Genomic DNA, 21027 nt, shown 5'->3' with positions numbered 1-21027 from the left:
TTTTGTCGATCAGCGGCGACGGAACAGCGGCAGCGGTTCGTCGGTGGCGGCCTGGTAGGTCACCGAGAAGTCCTTGAGGCTTTCAAGGGCTTCGTACGGGTCCTTGTCGGCGCGCAATGCATACGCGTCGAAACCGCAGCGGTGCAGGTAGAACAACTGGTCGCGCAGCACATCGCCAATCGCCCGCAGTTCGCCCTTGTAGCCGTAACGGTCACGCAGCAGGCGCGCGTTGGAGTAGTTGCGCCCGTCGGTGAAGGCCGGGAAGTTCAAGGCAATGACCTGGAAATGATCGACGTCGTCGCCGATTTCCTCGGCTTCTTCATCGGCATCCAGCCACACGCCCAAACCGCCATCGCGAGCCTTGAGCGCATGCGCGTGATCGCGCCACAGGGCCAGCGGGACGATCAGGTCGTCGCAGTTGGAAATGCCGTCGAAGGTCGCGTCCTTGGGCAGCAAGTGCCAGGTTTCGTCGATGACTTCGTTGTTCTTAATTATTCGCTGCATAGACGCGTTCCTTGAAGAGGTCGATGCCGATACGTTGATAGGTGTCGATGAAGCGTTCGTCTTCGGTACGTTGTTCCACGTACACGTCGATCAGCTTCGAGATCACGTCAGGCATGTCGTCCTGTGCAAAGGACGGGCCGAGGATCTTGCCCAGGCTGGCGTCACGGCTGGCGCTGCCGCCGAGGGATACCTGGTAGAACTCTTCACCTTTCTTGTCCACTCCGAGGATGCCGATGTGCCCGACGTGGTGGTGACCACAGGCGTTCATGCAGCCGGAAATGTTCAGGTCCAGTTCGCCGATGTCGAACAGGTAGTCCAGGTCATCGAAACGGCGTTGGATGGCTTCGGCGATCGGGATCGACTTGGCGTTGGCCAGGGAGCAGAAGTCGCCACCGGGGCAGCAGATGATGTCGGTCAGCAGGCCGATATTCGGTGTAGCGAAGCCTTGCTCGCGCAATTCACCCCACAGGGTGAACAGTTGGCTCTGCTCGACATCAGCCAGAATGATGTTCTGCTCATGGGAGGTGCGCAGCTGGCCAAAGCTGTAGCGGTCGGCCAGGTCGGCAACGCCATCGAGCTGCTTGTCGGTCAAGTCACCCGGAGCAACGCCGGTCGGCTTGAGCGACAGGGTCACCGCGACATACCCCGGCTTCTTGTGAGCCAGGGTGTTGCGGGTGCGCCAGCGAGCAAAGCCCGGATATTGCTTGTCGAGTTCAGCCAGTTCTGCCGTCTGATCGTTCAGGGCTTTGTAGTCCGGATCGACGAAGTGCTTGGCGACGCGATGCACTTCGGCCTCGGTCAGCGTGGTCTGGCCACCGCGAAGGTATTCCATTTCCGCGTCGACTTTTTGTGCGAAGACTTCAGGCGTCAGGGCCTTGACCAGAATCTTGATCCGCGCCTTGTACTTGTTGTCGCGACGACCATAGCGGTTGTACACACGCAGAATGGCGTCGAGGTAGCTCAACAGGTCTTGCCACGGCAGGAATTCATTGATGAACGCGCCAACGACAGGCGTACGACCGAGGCCGCCACCGACCAGCACGCGGAAACCCAGTTCGCCTGCGGCGTTGTGCACCGGCTCAAGGCCGATGTCATGGACTTCAATGGCTGCACGGTCCGAGGTCGAACCGTTGATGGCGATCTTGAACTTGCGCGGCAGGTAGGCGAATTCCGGGTGGAAGGTGGTCCACTGACGGACGATTTCGCACCACGGACGCGGATCGATCAATTCGTCGGCAGCGACACCGGCGAACTGATCGGTGGTGACGTTGCGCAGGCAGTTGCCGCTGGTCTGGATAGCGTGCATCTGCACGGTCGCCAGCTCAGCCAGGATGTCCGGGATGTCTTCCAGTGCCGGCCAGTTGAACTGGACGTTCTGCCGGGTACTGATGTGGGCATAACCCTTGTCGTAGTCGCGGGCAATCTTGGCCATCATTCGCGTCTGGCGCGAAGTCAGTTGGCCATAAGGCACGGCAACCCGCAGCATCGGAGCGAAGCGCTGGATGTAAAGGCCATTTTGCAGGCGCAGGGGGCGGAATTCTTCTTCGCTCAGCTCGCCTGCCAGATAGCGTCGGGTCTGATCACGGAACTGCTTGACGCGGTCCTCGATGATCCGCTGATCGTACTCGTCGTATACGTACATATAGGTCCTGTTCTCAGGCTTGGGCCAATCAGGAACAGCTGCGTTTTCCGCTCGCTTGATTCCGATACTGCCTTGGCAATTCTGCGCGCACGGCCGCGCACTCCCCACGGAGCCGAGGCAAGATACCAGTTTGCGTTTATGCGCAAAAGTGATGTTTGAGTATATGTAAAGAACCAAATCGACTAATGAGATTGGTTATTGTCTTACCCACATTTGTGGTGCGGGCAATCCTCTACTTAACTGTGCTCGAGTCTTTCTGCAATCACCGATAAAACCGACAAGAGGCGATGCAATGAGCAACCCAACCAAAGCACGGAAAAGCGATAGCACCGTCGATGCATGGGCCATTCTGTTTCTGATCATCCTGGTAGTGGGCACTGCGGTGTTCTGGGTCAGCCATCAATAGGTAAACGTGTCCGGGCCCTGTTCTGAAGATTGTCGGACAAAACGTCGATTAATCGCGATTTGCCAGCACTTCGCTGGCTATAATGCGCGGCTAATTGCCGGGGCTCGGATATTCAATGTTCAAGTTTTTCTGTGGGGTATTGCTGACGGTTTGCTCGGTCTATGGATCGGGTACGCAAGCGGCGTCAGTGCTGTTCCTGAGTCCTGGCACCTCTACGGAAACTTTTTGGCTGAGCTATTCGCAATTCATGCAGGCTGCCGCCCGGGATCTGGGCATGGACCTGCAGATTCAGTATTCCGAGCGCGTGCCTGAAACCACGATCAAACAGGCCCGTGAAGCCCTGCAAGGGCCAAAACGTCCGGACTATCTGGTGTTCGCCAACGAGCAATATGTTGCGCCGGAAATTTTGCGGCTGTCGGAGGGCAGCGGCGTGAAGCTGTTTATCGTCAATAGCGCGCTAAACGCTGATCAACTGGCGTTGCTCGGCAATCGCGAGAAAAAATACCCCGATTTGCTCGGTAGCCTGGTACCCAACGATGAGGAGGGCGGCTACCTGATGCTCAAGGAGTTGATCCGCCTGCATCCTCCGGTCGCCCCCGGTCAGAAACTTGAATTGCTGGCGTTTGCCGGTTTGAAAATCACGCCGGCCTCGCAGTTGCGTGAAAAGGGCTTGATGCGGGCGTTGCGCGAGCACCCCGAAGTGCATTTGCAGCAACTGGCGTACGGCGGGTGGAACCGTCAGCGCGTCCATGAGCAGGCGACGTTGCTGTTCAAGCGCTATCCGCAGACGTCGCTGATCTGGACGGCCAACGATGAAATGGCGTTCGGCGCGATGCAGGCCTATGAAGAGGCGGGCGGCACGCCGGGCAAGGGCGCGCTGTTCAGCGCCGTCAATACCTCTCCGTCAGCCTTGCAGGCACTGCTGGATGGTCGTCTTAGCGTATTGGTAGGCGGACACTTCAGCCTGGGCGGCTGGGCGCTGGTGCAGTTGCATGACTATGACCAGGGTGTCCATGTCGAACGATATGGCGGTCGTGACCGGCAGGTCCCGCTGTTGCAGTTGATTGATCGGGAACAGGCGAGGCGCTTGTTGGCCATCGGTGCCACGCAGAACTACGGCGTGAACTTCCGCAGCTTTTCGGCCAAGGATCGTCCGCTGAGCTATCGCTATCCGTTCAGCCTGCAAGCACTGATGCACTGACGTCGGGCTAAACCCCGACCAGATGCAGAACCAGTTTCACGATACCAAACAGCGTCAGCGCAAAGACTGCGGTGAACAGAATGCCCAATATCACGAAATGACTGGGTTTGCCGTGTGTGAAGTCGCGGGCGCGGTTCTTTCCGCTCTGTACGCCGAACGCCGCCGCCATCACGCTGTGCAGCATCTGCCAGAAGCTGGGTGGTTTGTTGTCGACTGGATCGTCCATAAATCCCTCGTCACCGGAGTGTATGAGGCAAGCATAGTCAATCTTCCCAGGGCCGTGAGGCCACCCACCCGCTGGGGTCAGCTCAACTGGCTCACATAAGTGCCCGTGCCCTTGAGAATGTTCTGCAACGTTTCTTCCACTTCAGCCAGATCCGCCGGCGCGGTGCTGTGGTGGATTTCCAGATGATCGTCGCCATTCAGCGCATCGGCGTCAGCGGCGGCTATTTCGATCAGCAGGCGGGTAGGGCTGAGGGTGACTTTCACGCCGTCGAGGGTCGACGGTTCGCCATCAAGGGTGATCTCCAGCTCATCTTCATCCGGGTAGCGAGTCATCAAAAACATCTCGCCCTGATTGCTGTGGCAGCAGAGCATGGCCAGGTTGTCTTCTTCGTCATCGCACGGGTTGGCGATGAGGTGGGCGGTGGTCAGTTGCATGGGGAAAATCCTCGCTCAACGAGCGTTATGAAGACGAAAAAAGCCGATTCTGCCAGCCCGAGTGAATTTCTGCTCGGATGTGTGTCTGAAAGTGTGTTGTGAACACTACAGGGGGAGTCGGTCATTTCTGGTACGAAGGCACCGTAAATCCGGGCATAAAACCGTCTTTTTTTCACGCAACTGCTAGTGTTGTTCGATGCGCTGCCGATGAGTTACGTGCCGATGACCGAATATGTCGCAGCATCGCAAGCAGGCAGGTTGTCGCACCCGATAAGCTGCGCAACCAATGGGCACCTCTAAAGACATTGCTTGTCTATCCGGCAGTCGTTTTTACAGATGCCCATTCATGGAAGGTGAATGTGACCTGAGTGTCTCGTCCAGCTTCACCCATCTGTCACCCTGTTAACCTCTGCCCGAGATTCAGGAACTGGGTGACGGATTGCCCCGACAGGGGTTTTGCACGCGACGCTTCCATCAATAACAAGCCCAAGCGGAGTACCACAGATGGCGTTCTTCACCGCAGCCAGCAAAGCCGACTTCCAGCAACAACTGCAAGCGGCACTGGCGCAGCACATCAGTGAACAGTCACTGCCACAAGTGGCGCTGTTCGCTGAACAATTCTTCGGCATTATTTCCCTCGATGAGCTGACCCAGCGCCGGTTGTCCGACCTCGCCGGCTGCACCCTTTCTGCCTGGCGCCTGCTTGAGCGCTTTGATCACGCGCAACCACAAGTGCGCGTTTACAACCCGGATTACGAACGTCACGGCTGGCAGTCGACCCACACGGCGGTCGAAGTGCTGCACCACGACTTGCCATTTCTCGTGGACTCGGTGCGCACCGAGCTGAACCGTCGCGGTTACAGCATCCACACCTTGCAAACCACGGTGCTGAGCGTGCGTCGCGGCGCCAAGGGCGAACTGCTGGAAATCCTGCCTAAAGGCACCCAGGGCGAAGGCATTCTGCAAGAATCGCTGATGTACCTTGAGATCGACCGTTGCGCCCATACCGCCGAACTCAATGTATTGAGCAAGGAACTGGAGCAGGTTCTCGGTGAAGTCCGCGTTGCGGTCGCCGATTTCGAACCGATGAAAGCCAAGGTCCAGGAACTGATCGAAGGCATCGACAAGAGCAAGTTTGCCGTCGATGCCGAAGAAAAGAGCGAGATCAAGGGCTTCCTCGAGTGGCTGGTGGGCAACCACTTCACGTTCCTCGGTTACGAAGAGTTCGTGGTTCGCGATGACAAGGATGGCGGCCATATCGAGTACGACCAGAGCTCGTTCCTGGGCCTGACCCGATTGCTGCGCGCCGGCCTGACGGCTGACGACCTGCGTATCGAAGACTACGCCGTGAACTACCTGCGCGAACCGACGCCGCTGTCGTTCGCCAAGGCTGCGCACCCAAGCCGTGTGCACCGTCCGGCTTACCCTGACTACGTGTCGATCCGCCAGATCGATGCCAGCGGCAAAGTCATCAAGGAATGCCGTTTCATGGGCCTGTACACCTCGTCGGTGTATGGCGAAAGCGTGCGGGTCATTCCGTACATCCGTCGCAAGGTCGATGTCATCGAACAGCGCTCCGGCTTCCAGTCCAAGGCGCACCTGGGCAAGGAACTGGCCCAGGTACTCGAAGTACTGCCGCGTGACGATCTGTTCCAGACTCCGGTCGACGAGCTGTTCAGCACCGTGATGTCGATCGTGCAGATCCAGGAACGCAACAAGATTCGCGTGTTCCTGCGCAAAGACCCGTACGGTCGCTTCTGCTACTGCCTGGCCTACGTGCCACGCGACATCTATTCCACCGAAGTGCGTCAGAAGATCCAGCAAGTGCTGATGGATCGCCTGAAAGCCAGCGATTGCGAATTCTGGACCTTCTTCTCCGAGTCCGTGCTGGCCCGTGTACAACTGATTCTGCGGGTCGACCCGAAGAATCGTCTGGACATCGATCCACTGCTGCTGGAAAAAGAAGTGGTTCAGGCCTGCCGCAGCTGGCAGGACGACTACGCAAGCCTGGTGGTCGAAAGTTTCGGCGAAGCCCAGGGCACCAATGTGCTGTCCGACTTCCCGAAAGGCTTCCCGGCCGGCTACCGCGAGCGTTTCGCTGCGCATTCGGCTGTGGTCGACATGCAGCACCTGCTGAGCCTGAGCGAAAAAAATCCGCTGGTCATGAGCTTCTATCAGCCGCTGGGTCAGGTGTCCGGTCAGCGCGAGCTGCACTGCAAGCTGTACCACGCCGATACCCCACTGGCCCTGTCCGACGTCTTGCCAATCCTGGAAAACCTCGGCCTGCGCGTGCTGGGCGAGTTCCCGTATCGCCTGCGTCACAGCAACGGTCGCGAGTTCTGGATTCACGACTTCGCGTTCACCGCTGCTGAAGGCCTGAACCTCGACATTCAGCAGCTCAACGACACCCTGCAGGACGCGTTCGTCCACATCGTTCGCGGCGACGCCGAAAACGATGCGTTCAACCGTCTGGTACTGACCGCCGGCCTGCCATGGCGCGACGTGGCGCTGCTGCGTGCTTACGCCCGTTACCTGAAGCAGATCCGTCTGGGCTTCGACCTGGGCTATATCGCCAGCACCCTGAACAACCACACCGATATCGCTCGCGAATTGACCCGGTTGTTCAAGACCCGTTTCTACCTGGCGCGCAAGCTGACCAGCGACGACCTCGACGACAAGCAGCTGCGCCTGGAACAAGCGATTTTGAGCGCTCTGGACGACGTTCAGGTGTTGAACGAAGACCGCATCCTGCGTCGCTACCTGGACCTGATCAAGGCTACTTTGCGGACCAACTTCTACCAGACCGACGCCAACGGTCAGAACAAGTCCTACTTCAGCTTCAAGTTCAACCCGCACGCTATTCCAGAGCTGCCGAAGCCAGTACCGAAGTTCGAAATCTTCGTTTACTCGCCACGCGTCGAAGGCGTGCACCTGCGTTTCGGCAACGTGGCTCGTGGTGGTCTGCGCTGGTCCGACCGTGAAGAAGACTTCCGTACCGAAGTCCTGGGCCTGGTAAAAGCCCAGCAAGTGAAGAACTCGGTCATCGTGCCGGTAGGCGCCAAAGGCGGCTTCCTGCCGCGTCGCCTGCCGTTGGGCGGCAGCCGTGATGAGATCGCAGCAGAAGGCATCGCCTGCTACCGCATCTTCATTTCCGGTCTGTTGGACATCACCGACAACCTGAAAGACGGCGCGCTGGTACCGCCGGCCAACGTCGTGCGTCATGACGACGATGACCCGTACCTGGTGGTGGCAGCGGACAAGGGCACTGCGACCTTCTCCGACATCGCCAACGGTATTGCGATCGACTACGGCTTCTGGCTCGGTGACGCCTTCGCGTCGGGCGGCTCGGCCGGTTACGACCACAAGAAAATGGGCATCACCGCCAAAGGCGCGTGGGTTGGCGTACAACGTCACTTCCGCGAGCGCGGCATCAACGTCCAGGAAGACAGCATCACTGTCGTGGGTGTCGGCGACATGGCCGGTGACGTGTTCGGTAACGGTTTGTTGATGTCCGACAAGCTGCAACTGGTCGCAGCGTTCAACCACCTGCACATTTTCATCGACCCGAATCCACAGCCAGCCAACAGCTTCGCTGAGCGTCAGCGTCTGTTCGACCTGCCGCGTTCGGCGTGGTCGGATTACGACACCAGCATCATGTCTGAAGGCGGCGGGATCTTCTCCCGTAGCGCGAAGAGCATCGCGATTTCCCCGCAGATGAAAGAGCGCTTCGACATTCAGGCCGACAAGCTGACCCCGACCGAACTGCTGAACGCCTTGCTCAAGGCACCGGTGGATCTGCTGTGGAACGGCGGTATCGGTACGTACGTCAAAGCCAGCAGCGAAAGCCACGCCGATGTCGGCGACAAGGCCAACGATGCACTGCGTGTGAACGGCAACGAACTGCGCTGCAAAGTCGTGGGCGAGGGCGGTAACCTCGGTATGACCCAACTGGGTCGTGTCGAATTCGGTCTCAATGGCGGCGGTTCCAACACCGACTTCATCGACAACGCCGGTGGCGTGGACTGCTCCGACCACGAAGTGAACATCAAGATCCTGCTCAACGAAGTGGTGCAGGCTGGCGACATGACCGAGAAGCAACGTAACCAGTTGCTTGGCAGCATGACGGATGAAGTCGGCGGTCTGGTTCTCGGCAACAACTACAAGCAGACCCAGGCCCTGTCCCTGGCAGCCCGTCGCGCCTACGTGCGGATTGCCGAGTACAAGCGCTTGATGAACGACCTGGAAGGCCGTGGCAAGCTGGACCGTGCCATCGAGTTCCTGCCGACCGAAGATCAACTGAACGAGCGCGTTGCGGCAGGCCACGGCCTGACCCGTGCCGAGCTGTCGGTATTGATCTCCTACAGCAAGATCGACCTCAAGGAGCAGTTGCTCAACTCCCTGGTGCCGGACGACGATTACCTGACCCGCGACATGGAAACCGCTTTCCCGCCGATGCTGGTCAGCAAGTTCTCCGAGGCCATGCGTCGTCACCGTCTGAAGCGTGAGATCGTCAGTACCCAGATCGCCAACGATCTGGTCAACCACATGGGCATCACCTTCGTTCAGCGACTCAAAGAGTCGACCGGCATGAGCCCGGCGAACGTGGCCGGCGCCTATGTGATCGTGCGTGACATCTTCCATCTCCCGCACTGGTTCCGGCAGATAGAGGCCCTGGATTACCAGGTTTCGGCCGACGTACAACTGGAGCTGATGGATGAGCTGATGCGTCTGGGCCGTCGTGCCACTCGCTGGTTCCTGCGCAGCCGTCGCAACGAACAGAACGCAGCGCGAGACGTCGCACACTTCGGTCCACATCTGGCAGCGCTGGGCCTCAAGCTCGACGAACTGCTGGAAGGCCCGACCCGCGAAGGTTGGCAGACCCGCTATCAGGCCTACGTCGCCGCTGGCGTACCTGAATTGCTGGCGCGCATGGTTGCAGGCACTACTCACCTGTACACCCTGTTGCCAATCATCGAGGCGGCGGATGTGACTGGCCAGAACGCAGCGGACGTGGCCAAGGCCTACTTCGCCGTGGGCAGCGCGCTGGACCTGACCTGGTACCTGCAACAGATCAGCGCTTTGCCGGTGGAAAACAACTGGCAAGCGCTGGCCCGTGAAGCGTTCCGCGATGACATCGACTGGCAGCAACGGGCGATCACCATCTCGGTCCTGCAAATGGGCGACGGTAAGCAGGACGTGGAAACGCGTCTGGCCTTGTGGATGGACCAGAACCAGACCATGGTCGAGCGCTGGCGCGTCATGCTGGTGGACATCCGCGCCGCCAGCGGCACCGACTACGCCATGTACGCGGTCGCCAACCGCGAACTGCTGGACCTGGCGTTGAGCGGTCAAGCGGTGGTGCCTGTCACGACCGTTGCAATCGCTGAACTGGAGCCTGCTGCCTGATCATCAGCCGCTGAATAGAAAGCCCCGTCTCGAGAGAGGCGGGGCTTTTTTCGTTAAGGCCAGCGAGCATTGCCGATCAGGAAGTGAAGTTCAGGTCAATCACTTGATAGAAGGCTTTATCTGTATTTGCCACGTCCCAAATGGCGAGAAGGACGTGGTATCCCTTGCGTGAAGGCAATGTCACTTGGTGACTTTGAAGAGGACCTGGCATCAGTTCTTTTTCGGCTTCGGGTCCCCAATACGGCTGGTACGTGTTGAGGTACGTCGCGACCGGGGTTTCTTCGAAGTGTTTCCTCGCCAGTGGTTCATTAGAGTTCCAGTCCGCTTTGGTGATCAAGTACTTCCATCGGCGGGTCAAGTGGCCTTGGCTTAATTCCCAGAGGATCGCCAGGTTCTGGCCCGACGTGACGTCATGTTTTTGCCACTGGGGGCCTGGTGCATTTAGCAGGGCGCGTGCATCGCTATGCCCGCCGCTGGCAATCATCCCGTCAACGGGAGGTGCGATATTGCGCACATCTTCTGGAGCCGCAGGGTCCGGCAACCCCCCAGCAGTCTCAGGAAACAGTTTTCCGCCCTCACACCCATTGGATTGACCGGGATCCAGCTTGCCTTCCTCAAGGAGAAACTGAGCGCGGGATTTTGGCGCAGAGACCCTGCCATGCATGGGCCCAATTCCTGTCCTTTGGCTTCGCTCGCCCAACAAACTCTTAATGAGATCGTCTATCTGATTCGGCGAGAGATTTCCCAGCGTATTATTAGAGGTATTTTGGTTTTGTGAAGCCATCGCATCGATACTCCATTCAATGAAACCACCAAAGACCGGACGATAGTCCGTCGGCCCGTCACCTGTCTGTCGAGGTGGATTAGAGAAGGAAGGATCAGTCACTGTCTACTGTCAGAGTTGACAGTAGACAGTACGGTTTGGCTGTGTTTTCAGGCCTGGAGGGGAGGGTTATTTAATGGTTCGCAATCCTTCGCTCGATAACGAAAGTTTATCTGACGGTTTAGTCAATAAATTATTGAGCGACTGGTCAAACTTTTGCAAGGCGCGAACTTGAATGCTCTGCTGTTCATTGATGTCGGCAACTATCTCGGCGGTAGGTTTAAAATCCGCCCACACCGGACTCAGGCTTTTTGCCTCATGGCCTTGAGCGGTTCCGATGTAATTGAGCCTGGCATCATAGAAAGCCGCCGAGACGTCGGCCTGTACATTGGAACTGCGCGAGGTGATGAGCTGACTATGGGTATCGATGACCGCCACGACATCCGGTTTTGCAGCTTTAAGACTTTGCATGTCCGGATAAACCGTTACCGAGCCGAACTGCCGTTGCAGGGAGGCCTTGATCCAATTCACCGCCATGTCCGGTTGGGAGGTGGAAACATAGGCGTCGTGGATCGGCTGCACCAGCAGGCTCTGGCCAAAACCGGTGCCGGCGTTGGCCTGGTAGTCCTTGAGGTAGGCACGGCTGTTCTGGGTGTTCTGACTGTAGACAATGCCCAGTGACACGTTCGGACCGTTGGTGACATGGGTGGCGCTGGAGTGCACGAGTGGTGCAGCGAAGTAATTGCTCAGCGCGGCTTGCTCTTCTGGAGCGGTGGGCACCGAACAGCCGGTTAATAAGGCAGTGAGGCTGATGCTGGTTACCAGGACTATGTTCATGGTGTGTCTCCAGTGAAACACATTCAATCGGGAAGTTTAACGGGTCGAACAGTGTCGACGTAGTTCCAGGCTAAACCTGTTGGCGGGAAATTAAATAGCCAATAGTTCCACTGGTCGGAGGGCTGATTTATTAGGGGTTTAAAAGTGCGTAGTTGATTTCCGAAGGAAATAAACAGGGCCCGAATATAGAGTTCAGGCCCTGTTGCTTATGGCTGGAAGCGCGGGTATTAGTTTTTCAATAGCGTCAGTAGTTCATCGTGTCGCCGCGTTAAACGATGGGAAAACTGTTGAAGTCGACGCTGCTGGCCAGTCGGCTGTCGATCAGGCTGATGAAGCCTTGAACTTGCGGGCAGTAGAAGTGTGATTGCATGGCGGTTTCGGACTGCCAGCGGGCACTGACCGTCCATCGATTGTCATCCTCCGGACAGCGGTCGACCATGTAGGAATCGCAGCCTGGGAGCTCACGCAATGTTTCGACGATCTTCTGCAATTGCTTGCCCAGTTCATCCGAGCGGCCAGCGGCGGCCTGTACCTGGACCGTATTGATTATTTCGTTGGGCATCGCACACGCTCCTGTATCAAGCCGGACGAGGCTCGCTCAAGGTGGGATAACGCTTGTGCAGGATAGGCCTGTGGTTGGTAGCGGCCAACAGCCAATTGGCAGTAAAAGCGCCATACCAATAGACCTCAACAGACTTGCTGCAAAATTTCCCGCAGACGGTCAAGGGCACTATCGATGTCCAGGGTTTCGATGGAGCCGAAGCCCATGAACAGCCCGGCCCGTGGTGGTTGCTGATAGTAAAAACCGTTCAGGCCATACAGCCCGACGTCGAGTTTTTTCGCCAGTGCGATGACCCGCGGGACATCCATCTCGACTTTGCACAGCAAGGCCATGTGAAAGCCGGCAGTGGTTGGCACCGCTTCGAGCCAGGGCGAAAGGTCCCCGGCGACGCGTGCGAGGATGCGCTCGCGCCGCCCGGCATAGACCGTATGGCAGCGGCGGATGTGTTTCAGCAGGCAGCCTTCGGCGATGAACTTGGCCAAGGCCCATTGTGGCAGGGTCGAGGTGTGCAGGTCGGTCAGTTGCTTGGCACGGATCACCGCTTCGAGTATGGCCGGCGGCAGAATCGCGTAACCCAGGCGCAATTCCGGCAACAGGGTTTTCGAAAAAGTCCCGACGTAGGCAACGATCCCGCGCTCATCCATGCTTTGCAGGGAGTCGGTGGGTCGGCCCGCGTAGCGGAACTCACTGTCGTAGTCGTCCTCGATAATGATCGCGCCCAGCTCATGTGCCCTTGCCAGCAAGGCTTCGCGCCGTGCCTGGCTCATCGGCATGCCGAGCGGGAACTGGTGCGAGGGCGTGACATAGATCAGCCGGGTTCCATCGGGAATCAGCTCGACCTGAATGCCTTGCTTATCCACCGGCACCCCGACCACTTCGGCGCCGTGAGAGGCGAACAACAGGCGTGCCGGCGGGTAGCCGGGATCTTCCATCGCGACGAGGCTACCGGGCTCGGTCAGTACGCGGGAGATCAGGTCCAGCGCTTGCTGCGCGCCGTTGCACACCACCACGTCGTCGTCCTGGCAATTGACCCCGCGAGAAAAGGCGATATGCCGTGCGATCGCGTGGCGCAGCGTCGGCAGGCCTTCCGGCTCGCTGTAAAAACCCTTGGAGCCAGCAATCTGCCGCAGCGCATGGGCGGTGCAGCGGCGCCAGTCATCCTGAGGAAACAGGCCCTTGCTGGTGGCACCGCCGATGAACTCGTAACGCAGCGAACCTTCCTGGGTGGGGTGGCGCAAGAACCACGGCATGTTGCGCCAACGCTCGAGGGTGTCGGCGCTCGCCAGTTCGCAATGGCTCTGTTTGCGGACGATTGCCGAGGGGCGGGGATTGACGTAGGTGCCTTTGCCGATCCTGCCGGTGAGGAAGTTCTCGTAGGTCAACTGCGCGTAGGTGTCGGAAATGGTCTTGCGTGAGATCCCCAATTGTTCGGCGAGCAAGCGGCTCGGCGGTAGCTGTGTCCCGGCTGACAGGCGACCCGACTCTATGGCGCTGCGCAGTTGCTGATACAGCTGACCGGCGAGGTCCTTGCGGCCGTTGATCACAACATGAAGTTCCATACCCGCGAGGCTCCTGCGGCAGTTGGTGTATTGGGAAGACGTGCATGGCGCCAGATTACCCGTATTGCGGTGTCGGGAAGAAGCTGCAGCGCATCCATATTCGCGCCTCGTCGCGCTATGGCTGTCGTCATCCGGGTGATGATCCGTTTAGACTCGATGGCCATGCTACTTTCAAGGAGGAATCACCATGTCAGCCATCGATCCTGTGATCAGCATTGAGCGTATGAGCGAAGCCCACATCGAGGGCATTACCGCGCTTTACAACGATCCGGCGGTTGCCCGCCAGGTGCTGCAAATGCCGTTTCAGTCCACTGAAGTCTGGCGCAAGCGCCTGGCGCCGGAGAACGAGCGGGTGGTGCAACTGGTGGCGTTGCATCAGGGCCAGGTGATTGGCAACGTCGGCCTGGAGCAGGTTTCGCGGATTCGTCGCAGTCATTGCGCCAACATCGGCATGGGCGTGGCGGTCGCGTGGCAAGGCCAGGGCGTTGGCTCTCGGCTGCTCGCGGCGGTGCTCGACCTTGCCGACAACTGGATGAACGTGCAACGGGTCGAACTCTCGGTGTATGCGGATAACGAAGCGGCGATCGGGCTGTATCGCAAGTTTGGTTTCGACACAGAAGGCTTGTTTCGCGAGTATGCAGTGCGCGATGGGGTGCTGGTGGATGCCCTGAGCATGGCGCGCTTGCGCCGTCTGCTCAAGGCGCGCTGAGTCAGTCGCTGAGGGCGAACGCCAGCGCAGCTTGCGCATACCGTTCGGCGGCATCCGGGACCAATACGCTCCTGTTGATGACGTAGTGCGGCCTACAATGTCCGCGATCCGGCAGCGGAGTAAACCCTTGGCGCGGCGCTAAAGTGTCAGCAAGGTGTGCATGCCCGGTTTTAGTCGTACGCCGGCAGCGTGCATCTGCCATGCTCAAAGTCCGCAGTACTGCTTCAACCAAAGGAACACAGCAATGGATGACGTACAGCAACTGGGTGAGATGCTTCGCCACTACGCAGAAAGCGAAGCGCACAAGAAGCAGCTGTTTGAAACCCAATCGGCAGTGTGGGCAACACGAATTGGCGAGTTGTTCGGGCAGATCGAGCAGTGGCTGGCCCCGGTCAAGGCCCCGCATTTGCTGGAGGTGAGCCGCGAAGCCTATGTGGCGTTCGGGGCGAACGTGCCGGTCGAAAGCTCGACCTTCAAGACCGAAAAACTGAGCATTCTGATTGCCGGCAAACCGGTGGAAATCGTCCCGGAAGTGATGGGTGCCGGTGGGCTGATTACACTGGCGGTCATGGGCTTGACCGCTGCGCGTTACGGCAGCGTGTCGCTGGTGTGCCAACCCCCTTCGACTGACTGGCAGTGGCGCAAGACCAATGGCCTGAAAGACCCGGACACCTTTGCCTTCGACGCGAATTTCCTGGCGCAGCAGTTGCAGAGCCTGATACCGCGCGATCGGGGTTGAGTCGAGTTCTGGCAGGTGTGAACTTTTGTGGCGAGGGGGCTTGCCCCCGTTGGAGCGCGAAGCGGTCCAAAAGTCGATGATCGTATTGTGTCAGGGAAAATGCATCTGCCGGTTTTACGACTGCTTCGCAGCCGAACGGGGCGGTACGGCGTTCCGGCAAGCCCCCTCGCCACAGGGGGTGTGGTTTGACTTCAAACCTCCAGATTCCCCCAACCCGGCCTGGCTTCTTCGGGGGCAACGGCTTTCACCGTCTTGCCCGTCGCCAACTCCACCCGCCGTGCCACTTCCGGGTCATCGGCAAACGGTATCAGACTGGCATCTTCAAGGCTTTCGGCCGACTGATGCTTCAAGCAATACTCCACCGATAAATACAGGCACGCCACGCCCAACAGATTCAACATGACTTCGATCATGACAAACATTCCCTGAGGTGAGAGGCGCAAGCCGGTGGGGCTTGCGTCATGGGCCGGATCAAGCGATCTGCGCTTCTTGCTCAGCGATTTTCAGGTCGGCGACCCGCACGGTGCGCCAGGTGTTGTAAGCCATCAGCAGCATGCCGCTGAGGAAGAACACGCCGCCGACGAAACGCACAATGAAGCCAGGATGGCTGGCCACCAGGGTTTCGACGAAGGAATAGGTCAGCGTGCCATCGTCGTTGATGGCGCGCCACATCAGGCCCTGGGTGATGCCGTTGACCCACATCGAGGCGATGTACAGCACGGTGCCGATGGTTGCGAGCCAGAAGTGCGTGTTGATCAGACTGATGCTGTACATCTGCTCGCGGCCAAAGACTTTCGGGATCATGTGGTACAGCGAACCGAAGGTGATCATCGCCACCCAGCCCAAGGCGCCGGCGTGTACGTGGCCGATGGTCCAGTCGGTGTAGTGGGAGAGGGCGTTGACGGTTTTGATCGCCATCATCGGCCCTTCGAACGTCGACATGCCGTAGAACGCCAGCGACAGCACCAAGAACCGCAGAATCGGGTCGGTGCGCAACTTATGCCAGGCGCCCGAGAGCGTCATCATCCCGTTGATCATCCCGCCCCAGCTCGGCGCCAGCAGGATCAGCGACATCGCCATGCCCAGCGATTGCGCCCAGTCCGGCAGTGCGGTGTAGTGCAAGTGGTGCGGGCCGGCCCAGATGTACAGGGTGATCAGCGCCCAGAAATGCACGATCGACAACCGATAGGAATACACCGGCCGGCCGACCTGTTTCGGCACGAAGTAATACATCATCCCGAGGAAGCCGGTAGTCAGGAAGAAGCCCACTGCGTTGTGCCCATACCACCACTGCACCATCGCATCGGTAGCCCCGGAATACACCGGATAGGACTTGAACCAGTCCACCGGAATCGACAGGTGATTAACCACGTGCAGCATGGCGATCACCACAATGAACGCACCGAAGAACCAGTTGCCGACGTAGATGTGCTTGGTCTTGCGCTGCACCACTGTGGTGAAGAACACAATGGCGTAGGCGACCCAGACCACCGTCATCCACACCGCGCCGGAGAACTCGATCTCGGCGTATTCCTTGGTGGTGGTGTAGCCCAGGGGGAGGGTGATCAGCATGCTGACGATCACCGATTGCCAGCCCCAGAAGGTGAAGGCGGCGAGTTTGTCGCTGTACAGTCGCACCTGGCAGGTGCGCTGAACCGCGTAGTAGCTGGCGGCAAATTGTGCGCTGCCGGCAAAACCGAAAATCACCAGGCTGGTGTGCAGCGGGCGCAAGCGACCAAAGGTGGTCCAGGGCAAATCGAGGTTCGCCTCCGGCCACACCAGTTGCGAGGCGATCCACACGCCCATCGCCATCCCGATAACACCCCATACCACTGTTGCCACGACGAATTGGCGGACGACCTTGTAGTTATAGGCCTGTCCGATTGCTGCTGTGCTCATGGTCAATGCTTCCACGGTTGCAAAGTCTTGCCAGGCCACCCGGTCTGGCATGCGGTCAACTGTAGAAACCCTTGTCGAAACAAAACAGACTCAGAAAAACTGCATTAATACGGATCAGATGCAGGGCCTGCCTGCGGTGATCTGCCGCGCCCTGATATGGTTTTTTAGTCTTTAGCTGAATCTGTAACCACCTGAGCCGCTACTGCATAGTCACTCCCCCAGAAACGAGCCGCAGAGCCCGATCAACCCTGATGAGGTAGCGACATGTATCAGTACGATGACTATGACCGGGCCCTGGTCTTTGAACGGGTTGCGCAGTTTCGCGATCAGGTCGAGCGGTTCATGGCTGGAGCCTTGAGTGAGGAAGAGTTTTTGCCGTTGCGCCTGCAAAACGGCCTGTACATGCAAAAGCACGCCTACATGCTGCGGGTGGCTATTCCTTACGGCACCCTGAGCGCCCGGCAGATGCGTACGCTGGCGAGCATCGCCCGGGATTACGATCGGGGTTACGGGCACTTCACCACCCGACAAAACATGCAATTCAACTGGATCGAACTGGCCCAGGTGCCGGACATCCTCGAGCGCCTGGCCCAGGTCGAAATGCATGCGATCCAGACCTCCGGCAACTGCGTGCGCAACATCACCACCGAAGCCTTTGCCGGGGTGGCGGCCGATGAGCTGATCGACCCGCGGCCCTTGGCGGAAATCCTCCGGCAGTGGTCGACCATCAACCCCGAATTCCTGTTTTTGCCACGTAAATTCAAGATCGCCATCTGCTCGGCGGAACAGGACCGTGCGGCGATCATGATGCATGACATCGGCCTCTATCTTTACCGCGACGCGGCGGGGCAGATGCTGCTGCGGGTGATTGTTGGCGGCGGTCTGGGGCGCACGCCGATCCTCGGCTTGCAGATCCGTGAAGGATTGCCGTGGCAGCATTTGCTGTCCTACGTCGAGGCCGTGTTGCGGGTCTACAACCGCCACGGTCGACGTGACAACAAGTACAAGGCGCGGATCAAGATTCTGGTCAAGGCGCTGGGCATCGAGGCTTTCGCCCAGGAAGTCGAACAGGAGTGGCAACACCTCAAGGACGGCCCGGCGCAGTTGACCGACGTCGAATACCAGCGCGTCGCCAGCGCATTCGTGCCACCCACCTATGTGCCGCTGGCCGACACCGACCTGGACTTCGGTACTCGCCTGACCGAGAACCCGGCGTTCGCGCGTTGGGTCGCGCGTAACGTGCAGCCGCACAAAGTACCTGGCTACACCAGCGTGGTGCTGTCGACCAAACCTGGCATGGCCTCGCCGCCCGGTGATGTCACCGATGCGCAGATGGACGCGGTGGCCGACTGGTCCGAGCAGTTCGGTTTCGGCGAAATCCGCATTGCCCATGAACAGAACATTGTCCTGCCGGATGTACCCAAGGCTGACTTGTACGCATTGTGGTGCCTGGCCTGCGAGCACGAACTGGGCTGCGCCAATATCGGTTTGCTGACTGACATCATTGCCTGCCCCGGCGGCGATTTCTGCGCGCTGGCCAATGCCAAGTCGATCCCCATCGCCCAAGCGATCCAGGCACGTTTCGATGACCTGGATTACCTCCATGACCTGGGTGACATCAGCCTCAATATTTCTGGCTGCATGAACGCCTGTGGTCATCACCACATCGGCAACATCGGCATTCTCGGCGTCGATAAGAATGGCAGCGAGTGGTACCAGATCACTCTCGGTGGATCACAGGGCAAGAACAGCGCGTTGGGCAAGGTCATCGGTCCGTCGTTCAGCGCCGCCGAAGTACCGCAGGTGATCGAGCGGATCATCGCGACCTTTGTCTGTTACCGCGAGAGCGAAGAACTGTTTGTCGATACCTTGCAGCGCATCGGTCTGGAGCCGTTCAAGGAGCGCATTTATCCCAAGAGCCTGGAGGTCGTCGCATGAATAATCTGCTGCGGTTGGAAGAAGGTGTTGCGCTTAAGGTCGACGACGATCTGTGGACCCTGGTCAGGGACCTGGAAAGCCAACTGCCAGCGGGGCCGCTGATTTTGCCGCTGGCTCTGTGGCTGACCCGCCGTACTGAACATCATCCGTCACGAGACGCGGTGTGGTTGGGGCCGGATGACGAGGTCGACAGTCTCAAGCCGTGGCTCAAGCTGATACCCATGATCGCGCTGGAGTTTCCAAGTTTTCGCGATGGTCGGGCTTACAGCCAGGCTTACCTGTTGCGCACGCGTTTGGGTTGGGCGGGGGAGTTGCGGGCGATTGGCGATGTGCTGCGCGACCAGCTCAGCCATATGCGCCAATGCGGTTTCGATGCGTTCGCGGTGCGTGAAGACAAATGCGCTGAAGATGCCCTGAAGGGGCTGGTGGGGATGAGCGTGCATTACGGTCGCTCGGTGATCGAGCCGCGACCGTTGTTTCGCCGACGCTGATCAATACGTTCAACAGATCCGGGTAATGTGTGCACCCACGGTCGCGGGGGTGCACACGGTTTGCGTATTACTTCAACTTACGGGTTGATCGGGGTCAGCGGCGGCAGTTTCCATTGACCGTTGCCGACCTGAGGCTGGGGCAGGTACAGGCGCAACACCGCGTAGAACGGGCCGTGCGGCGCCGGTAGCCAGTTGCTGCGCTGATCCTTGAGCGGCTCGGAGTGCTGCAGGTAAAGCGTCAGTCCGCCGTCCGGGTCGCGCTTGAAGGTGGACAGCATGCGCGAGTTGAGCAGATAGCGTTTCTTGTGGTTAGGCACCAGCAGCTTGGTCTTGCCGTCGTACATGGTCAGTGACCAAAACGCATCGGCTGGCGGCAACTGATCCTTGTCAAAGTGCACGGTGTAGCTGTGTCTCGCGCCGTTGGCCGGTTTGCCCAGGCTGTCGACCAGATAACTGAACTTGGCTGCTTCATCGGCCGAGTTGCCAAAGATCCCCAGGTTGGCGCCGGCGTAGCGGTACAGATAATTGTTGTTCAAGTGGTCGCGGGTGCCGAACAAGTCACCGTTGTTGACCTGATGGGTATCGATCTTGTCTTTCTTGAACGCCGCGTACTCGGCCTTGGCATCGGCAATCCCGTCGTCGAGGGCTTTGCGCTGTTCGGCGGTGAGAGTTTTAAGGTCGTACGGCTGGCCGGCAACAATGCCGATTTTCGCGAAACGTGCCAGTTGGTCTTTTTCAACGTCTTGCGCCGGGGCGAAGCCGAGCATGAAGTTCAGGTAGCGGAACAGCTCCGGGCTGTCGCTCATGGTCGGAGTTGGCTTTGGCCAGTCGATTTTTGGTGCAGCAGCCGGTGCCGATTGCCCCAGGTACTGGCTCAGCGTCTGAACCTTGTAGCCGTGCTGGATTTTCTTGACCTTCTCCAGGTCCTTTTCATCAAACAACTGCGTGCGGTACAGCGCATAGGCAATATTGGTTTCGCTACGTACCAGGCGATCGATCTTCAGCGGTTGCTGACCTTGCCAATTGGGACCGGCAATCATGAAGGTCCCGCCCTTGTTGCCCGTGCTGCGGGTGCCCAGGTAAGCAAAGTTCTGGGTGTAGAGGTCGACCAGTTGTACCGAGTAGTAACGCTCTTCGGCGATCTGCGGCAGGGTCACAACCACAGGCTCGGCGCGCAGGTCCATCCAGAGAAATGAGCTGGGAGTGTCCGGGTTTGGGCTAACGAACGCGGTGTCCTTGGGGGTGAACGCTCTTGCCGTATTGCTGATATGGTTGAGCGGTGCCTTGAAGTTCGGACCGTTCTTGTCCACCGCCTGGGTGTACAGGGTCTTGTACATCTCAACCACCGGGAAGCCGTAGAGATACGCGTCTTTGGCGATCCCCCGGGCTTCTTCGGGGCTGGCGCTGAAATCTGCCCAGGCGCTTGCGCTCAGTAGCAAAGAGAGGCCGGCGAGCAACAGGCGGGTCGGTTTTTCGATGGTCATTGCACAGTCCTATGGATAAGCGCGATTCAGGTGTCATTGCACGGGCGTAATGTCGTCGAGTTTGCGGTTTTTGTCGAAACAAGTTTCCGTTACCGAACAAAGGTGCACGTCATTGCGGGTCGTTACCTGGTCACTTTGTACATAAAGTCCCCTAAATTTCGTGCGCC

The 21027-nt window shown here is 58.7% G+C and carries 17 protein-coding genes; 6 read left to right on the top strand and 11 right to left on the bottom strand.

Going from position 1 to position 21027, the window contains the following annotated elements; translation table 11 throughout:
* Positions 1–9 precede the first annotated feature (9 nt).
* Both AC3WK5_RS28235 and AC3WK5_RS28230 read right to left on the bottom strand, forming a co-directional pair.
* Complete coding sequence (locus AC3WK5_RS28235; RefSeq protein WP_054597001.1) at positions 10–504, bottom strand: DUF934 domain-containing protein; 495 nt, start codon at positions 502–504, stop codon at positions 10–12.
* The gene (locus tag AC3WK5_RS28230; RefSeq protein WP_103319727.1) at positions 488–2146 is read right to left on the bottom strand and encodes a nitrite/sulfite reductase; all 1659 of its coding nucleotides are present in this window, start codon (positions 2144–2146) and stop codon (positions 488–490) included. Before AC3WK5_RS28230 ends, AC3WK5_RS28235 begins: the two co-directional genes overlap by 17 nt.
* Positions 2147–2667: 521 nt before the next feature.
* Between AC3WK5_RS28230 and AC3WK5_RS28225 the strand changes: the two genes are divergently transcribed.
* Positions 2668–3753, top strand: a complete 1086-nt coding sequence (locus tag AC3WK5_RS28225) for an ABC transporter substrate-binding protein (RefSeq protein WP_103319729.1) — start codon at positions 2668–2670, stop codon at positions 3751–3753.
* A gap of 7 nt (positions 3754–3760) precedes the next feature.
* Here the strand turns inward: AC3WK5_RS28225 and AC3WK5_RS28220 are convergent, their stop codons facing one another.
* Positions 3761–3979 carry a DUF2970 domain-containing protein gene (locus AC3WK5_RS28220; protein ID WP_103319731.1) on the bottom strand — a complete coding sequence of 73 codons (219 nt, stop codon included), beginning with the start codon at positions 3977–3979 and terminating at the stop codon, positions 3761–3763.
* A 77-nt stretch (positions 3980–4056) separates the two neighbouring features.
* Positions 4057–4413 (bottom strand): hypothetical protein, encoded by a 357-nt coding sequence (locus AC3WK5_RS28215; protein WP_054597005.1) that lies wholly within the window; start codon positions 4411–4413, stop codon positions 4057–4059.
* 504 nt (positions 4414–4917) lie between these two features.
* On the opposite strand from AC3WK5_RS28215, the gene AC3WK5_RS28210 reads away from it, so the two are divergent.
* Positions 4918–9819 carry an NAD-glutamate dehydrogenase gene (locus tag AC3WK5_RS28210; RefSeq protein ID WP_103319733.1) on the top strand — a complete coding sequence of 1634 codons (4902 nt, stop codon included), beginning with the start codon at positions 4918–4920 and terminating at the stop codon, positions 9817–9819.
* A gap of 76 nt (positions 9820–9895) precedes the next feature.
* On the opposite strand, the gene AC3WK5_RS28205 is transcribed toward AC3WK5_RS28210, so the two are convergent.
* The 4 genes from AC3WK5_RS28205 to pdxR all read right to left on the bottom strand — a co-directional run bounded on the left by AC3WK5_RS28205 (position 9896) and on the right by pdxR (position 13600).
* Positions 9896–10603 carry a lytic polysaccharide monooxygenase auxiliary activity family 9 protein gene (locus AC3WK5_RS28205; protein ID WP_103319735.1) on the bottom strand — a complete coding sequence of 236 codons (708 nt, stop codon included), beginning with the start codon at positions 10601–10603 and terminating at the stop codon, positions 9896–9898.
* A 168-nt stretch (positions 10604–10771) separates the two neighbouring features.
* On the bottom strand, positions 10772–11479 hold the full coding sequence (locus AC3WK5_RS28200) for an ATPase (RefSeq protein WP_103319736.1): 708 nt from the start codon (positions 11477–11479) through the stop codon (positions 10772–10774).
* A gap of 268 nt (positions 11480–11747) precedes the next feature.
* Positions 11748–12041, bottom strand: a complete 294-nt coding sequence (locus AC3WK5_RS28195) for a putative quinol monooxygenase (RefSeq protein ID WP_019690768.1) — start codon at positions 12039–12041, stop codon at positions 11748–11750.
* 125 nt (positions 12042–12166) lie between these two features.
* A complete protein-coding gene (gene pdxR, locus AC3WK5_RS28190) occupies positions 12167–13600 on the bottom strand; it encodes a MocR-like pyridoxine biosynthesis transcription factor PdxR (protein ID WP_103319738.1) in 1434 nt (477 codons plus the stop codon).
* A 187-nt stretch (positions 13601–13787) separates the two neighbouring features.
* On the opposite strand from pdxR, the gene AC3WK5_RS28185 reads away from it, so the two are divergent.
* Together AC3WK5_RS28185 and AC3WK5_RS28180 are read left to right on the top strand one after the other, a co-directional pair.
* Complete coding sequence (locus AC3WK5_RS28185; protein WP_103319740.1) at positions 13788–14309, top strand: GNAT family N-acetyltransferase; 522 nt, start codon at positions 13788–13790, stop codon at positions 14307–14309.
* A gap of 244 nt (positions 14310–14553) precedes the next feature.
* Positions 14554–15048, top strand: a complete 495-nt coding sequence (locus AC3WK5_RS28180) for a hypothetical protein (RefSeq protein WP_054597012.1) — start codon at positions 14554–14556, stop codon at positions 15046–15048.
* Between the two features lie 191 nt (positions 15049–15239).
* Here AC3WK5_RS28180 and AC3WK5_RS28175 read toward each other — a convergent pair whose 3' ends face one another.
* Together AC3WK5_RS28175 and ccoN are read right to left on the bottom strand one after the other, a co-directional pair.
* Positions 15240–15461: a hypothetical protein gene (locus AC3WK5_RS28175; protein WP_054597013.1), complete on the bottom strand. Its 222-nt coding sequence runs from the start codon at positions 15459–15461 to the stop codon at positions 15240–15242.
* 58 nt (positions 15462–15519) lie between these two features.
* Positions 15520–16947, bottom strand: coding sequence for a cytochrome-c oxidase, cbb3-type subunit I (gene ccoN / locus AC3WK5_RS28170; protein ID WP_103319758.1), 1428 nt, complete (start codon positions 16945–16947; stop codon positions 15520–15522).
* Between the two features lie 264 nt (positions 16948–17211).
* Between ccoN and AC3WK5_RS28165 the strand changes: the two genes are divergently transcribed.
* Both AC3WK5_RS28165 and AC3WK5_RS28160 read left to right on the top strand, forming a co-directional pair.
* Complete coding sequence (locus AC3WK5_RS28165; RefSeq protein WP_103319742.1) at positions 17212–18885, top strand: nitrite/sulfite reductase; 1674 nt, start codon at positions 17212–17214, stop codon at positions 18883–18885.
* Positions 18882–19376 carry a DUF934 domain-containing protein gene (locus AC3WK5_RS28160; RefSeq protein WP_103319744.1) on the top strand — a complete coding sequence of 165 codons (495 nt, stop codon included), beginning with the start codon at positions 18882–18884 and terminating at the stop codon, positions 19374–19376. Before AC3WK5_RS28165 ends, AC3WK5_RS28160 begins: the two co-directional genes overlap by 4 nt.
* Before the next feature lie 77 nt (positions 19377–19453).
* Here the strand turns inward: AC3WK5_RS28160 and AC3WK5_RS28155 are convergent, their stop codons facing one another.
* On the bottom strand, positions 19454–20860 hold the full coding sequence (locus tag AC3WK5_RS28155) for a DUF1254 domain-containing protein (RefSeq protein ID WP_103319746.1): 1407 nt from the start codon (positions 20858–20860) through the stop codon (positions 19454–19456).
* Between the last annotated feature and the right edge of the window lie 167 nt (positions 20861–21027).

The organism is Pseudomonas sp. FW306-02-D09B, from assembly GCF_058782685.1.
This window is presented reverse-complemented; position numbering and strand designations above follow the sequence as displayed.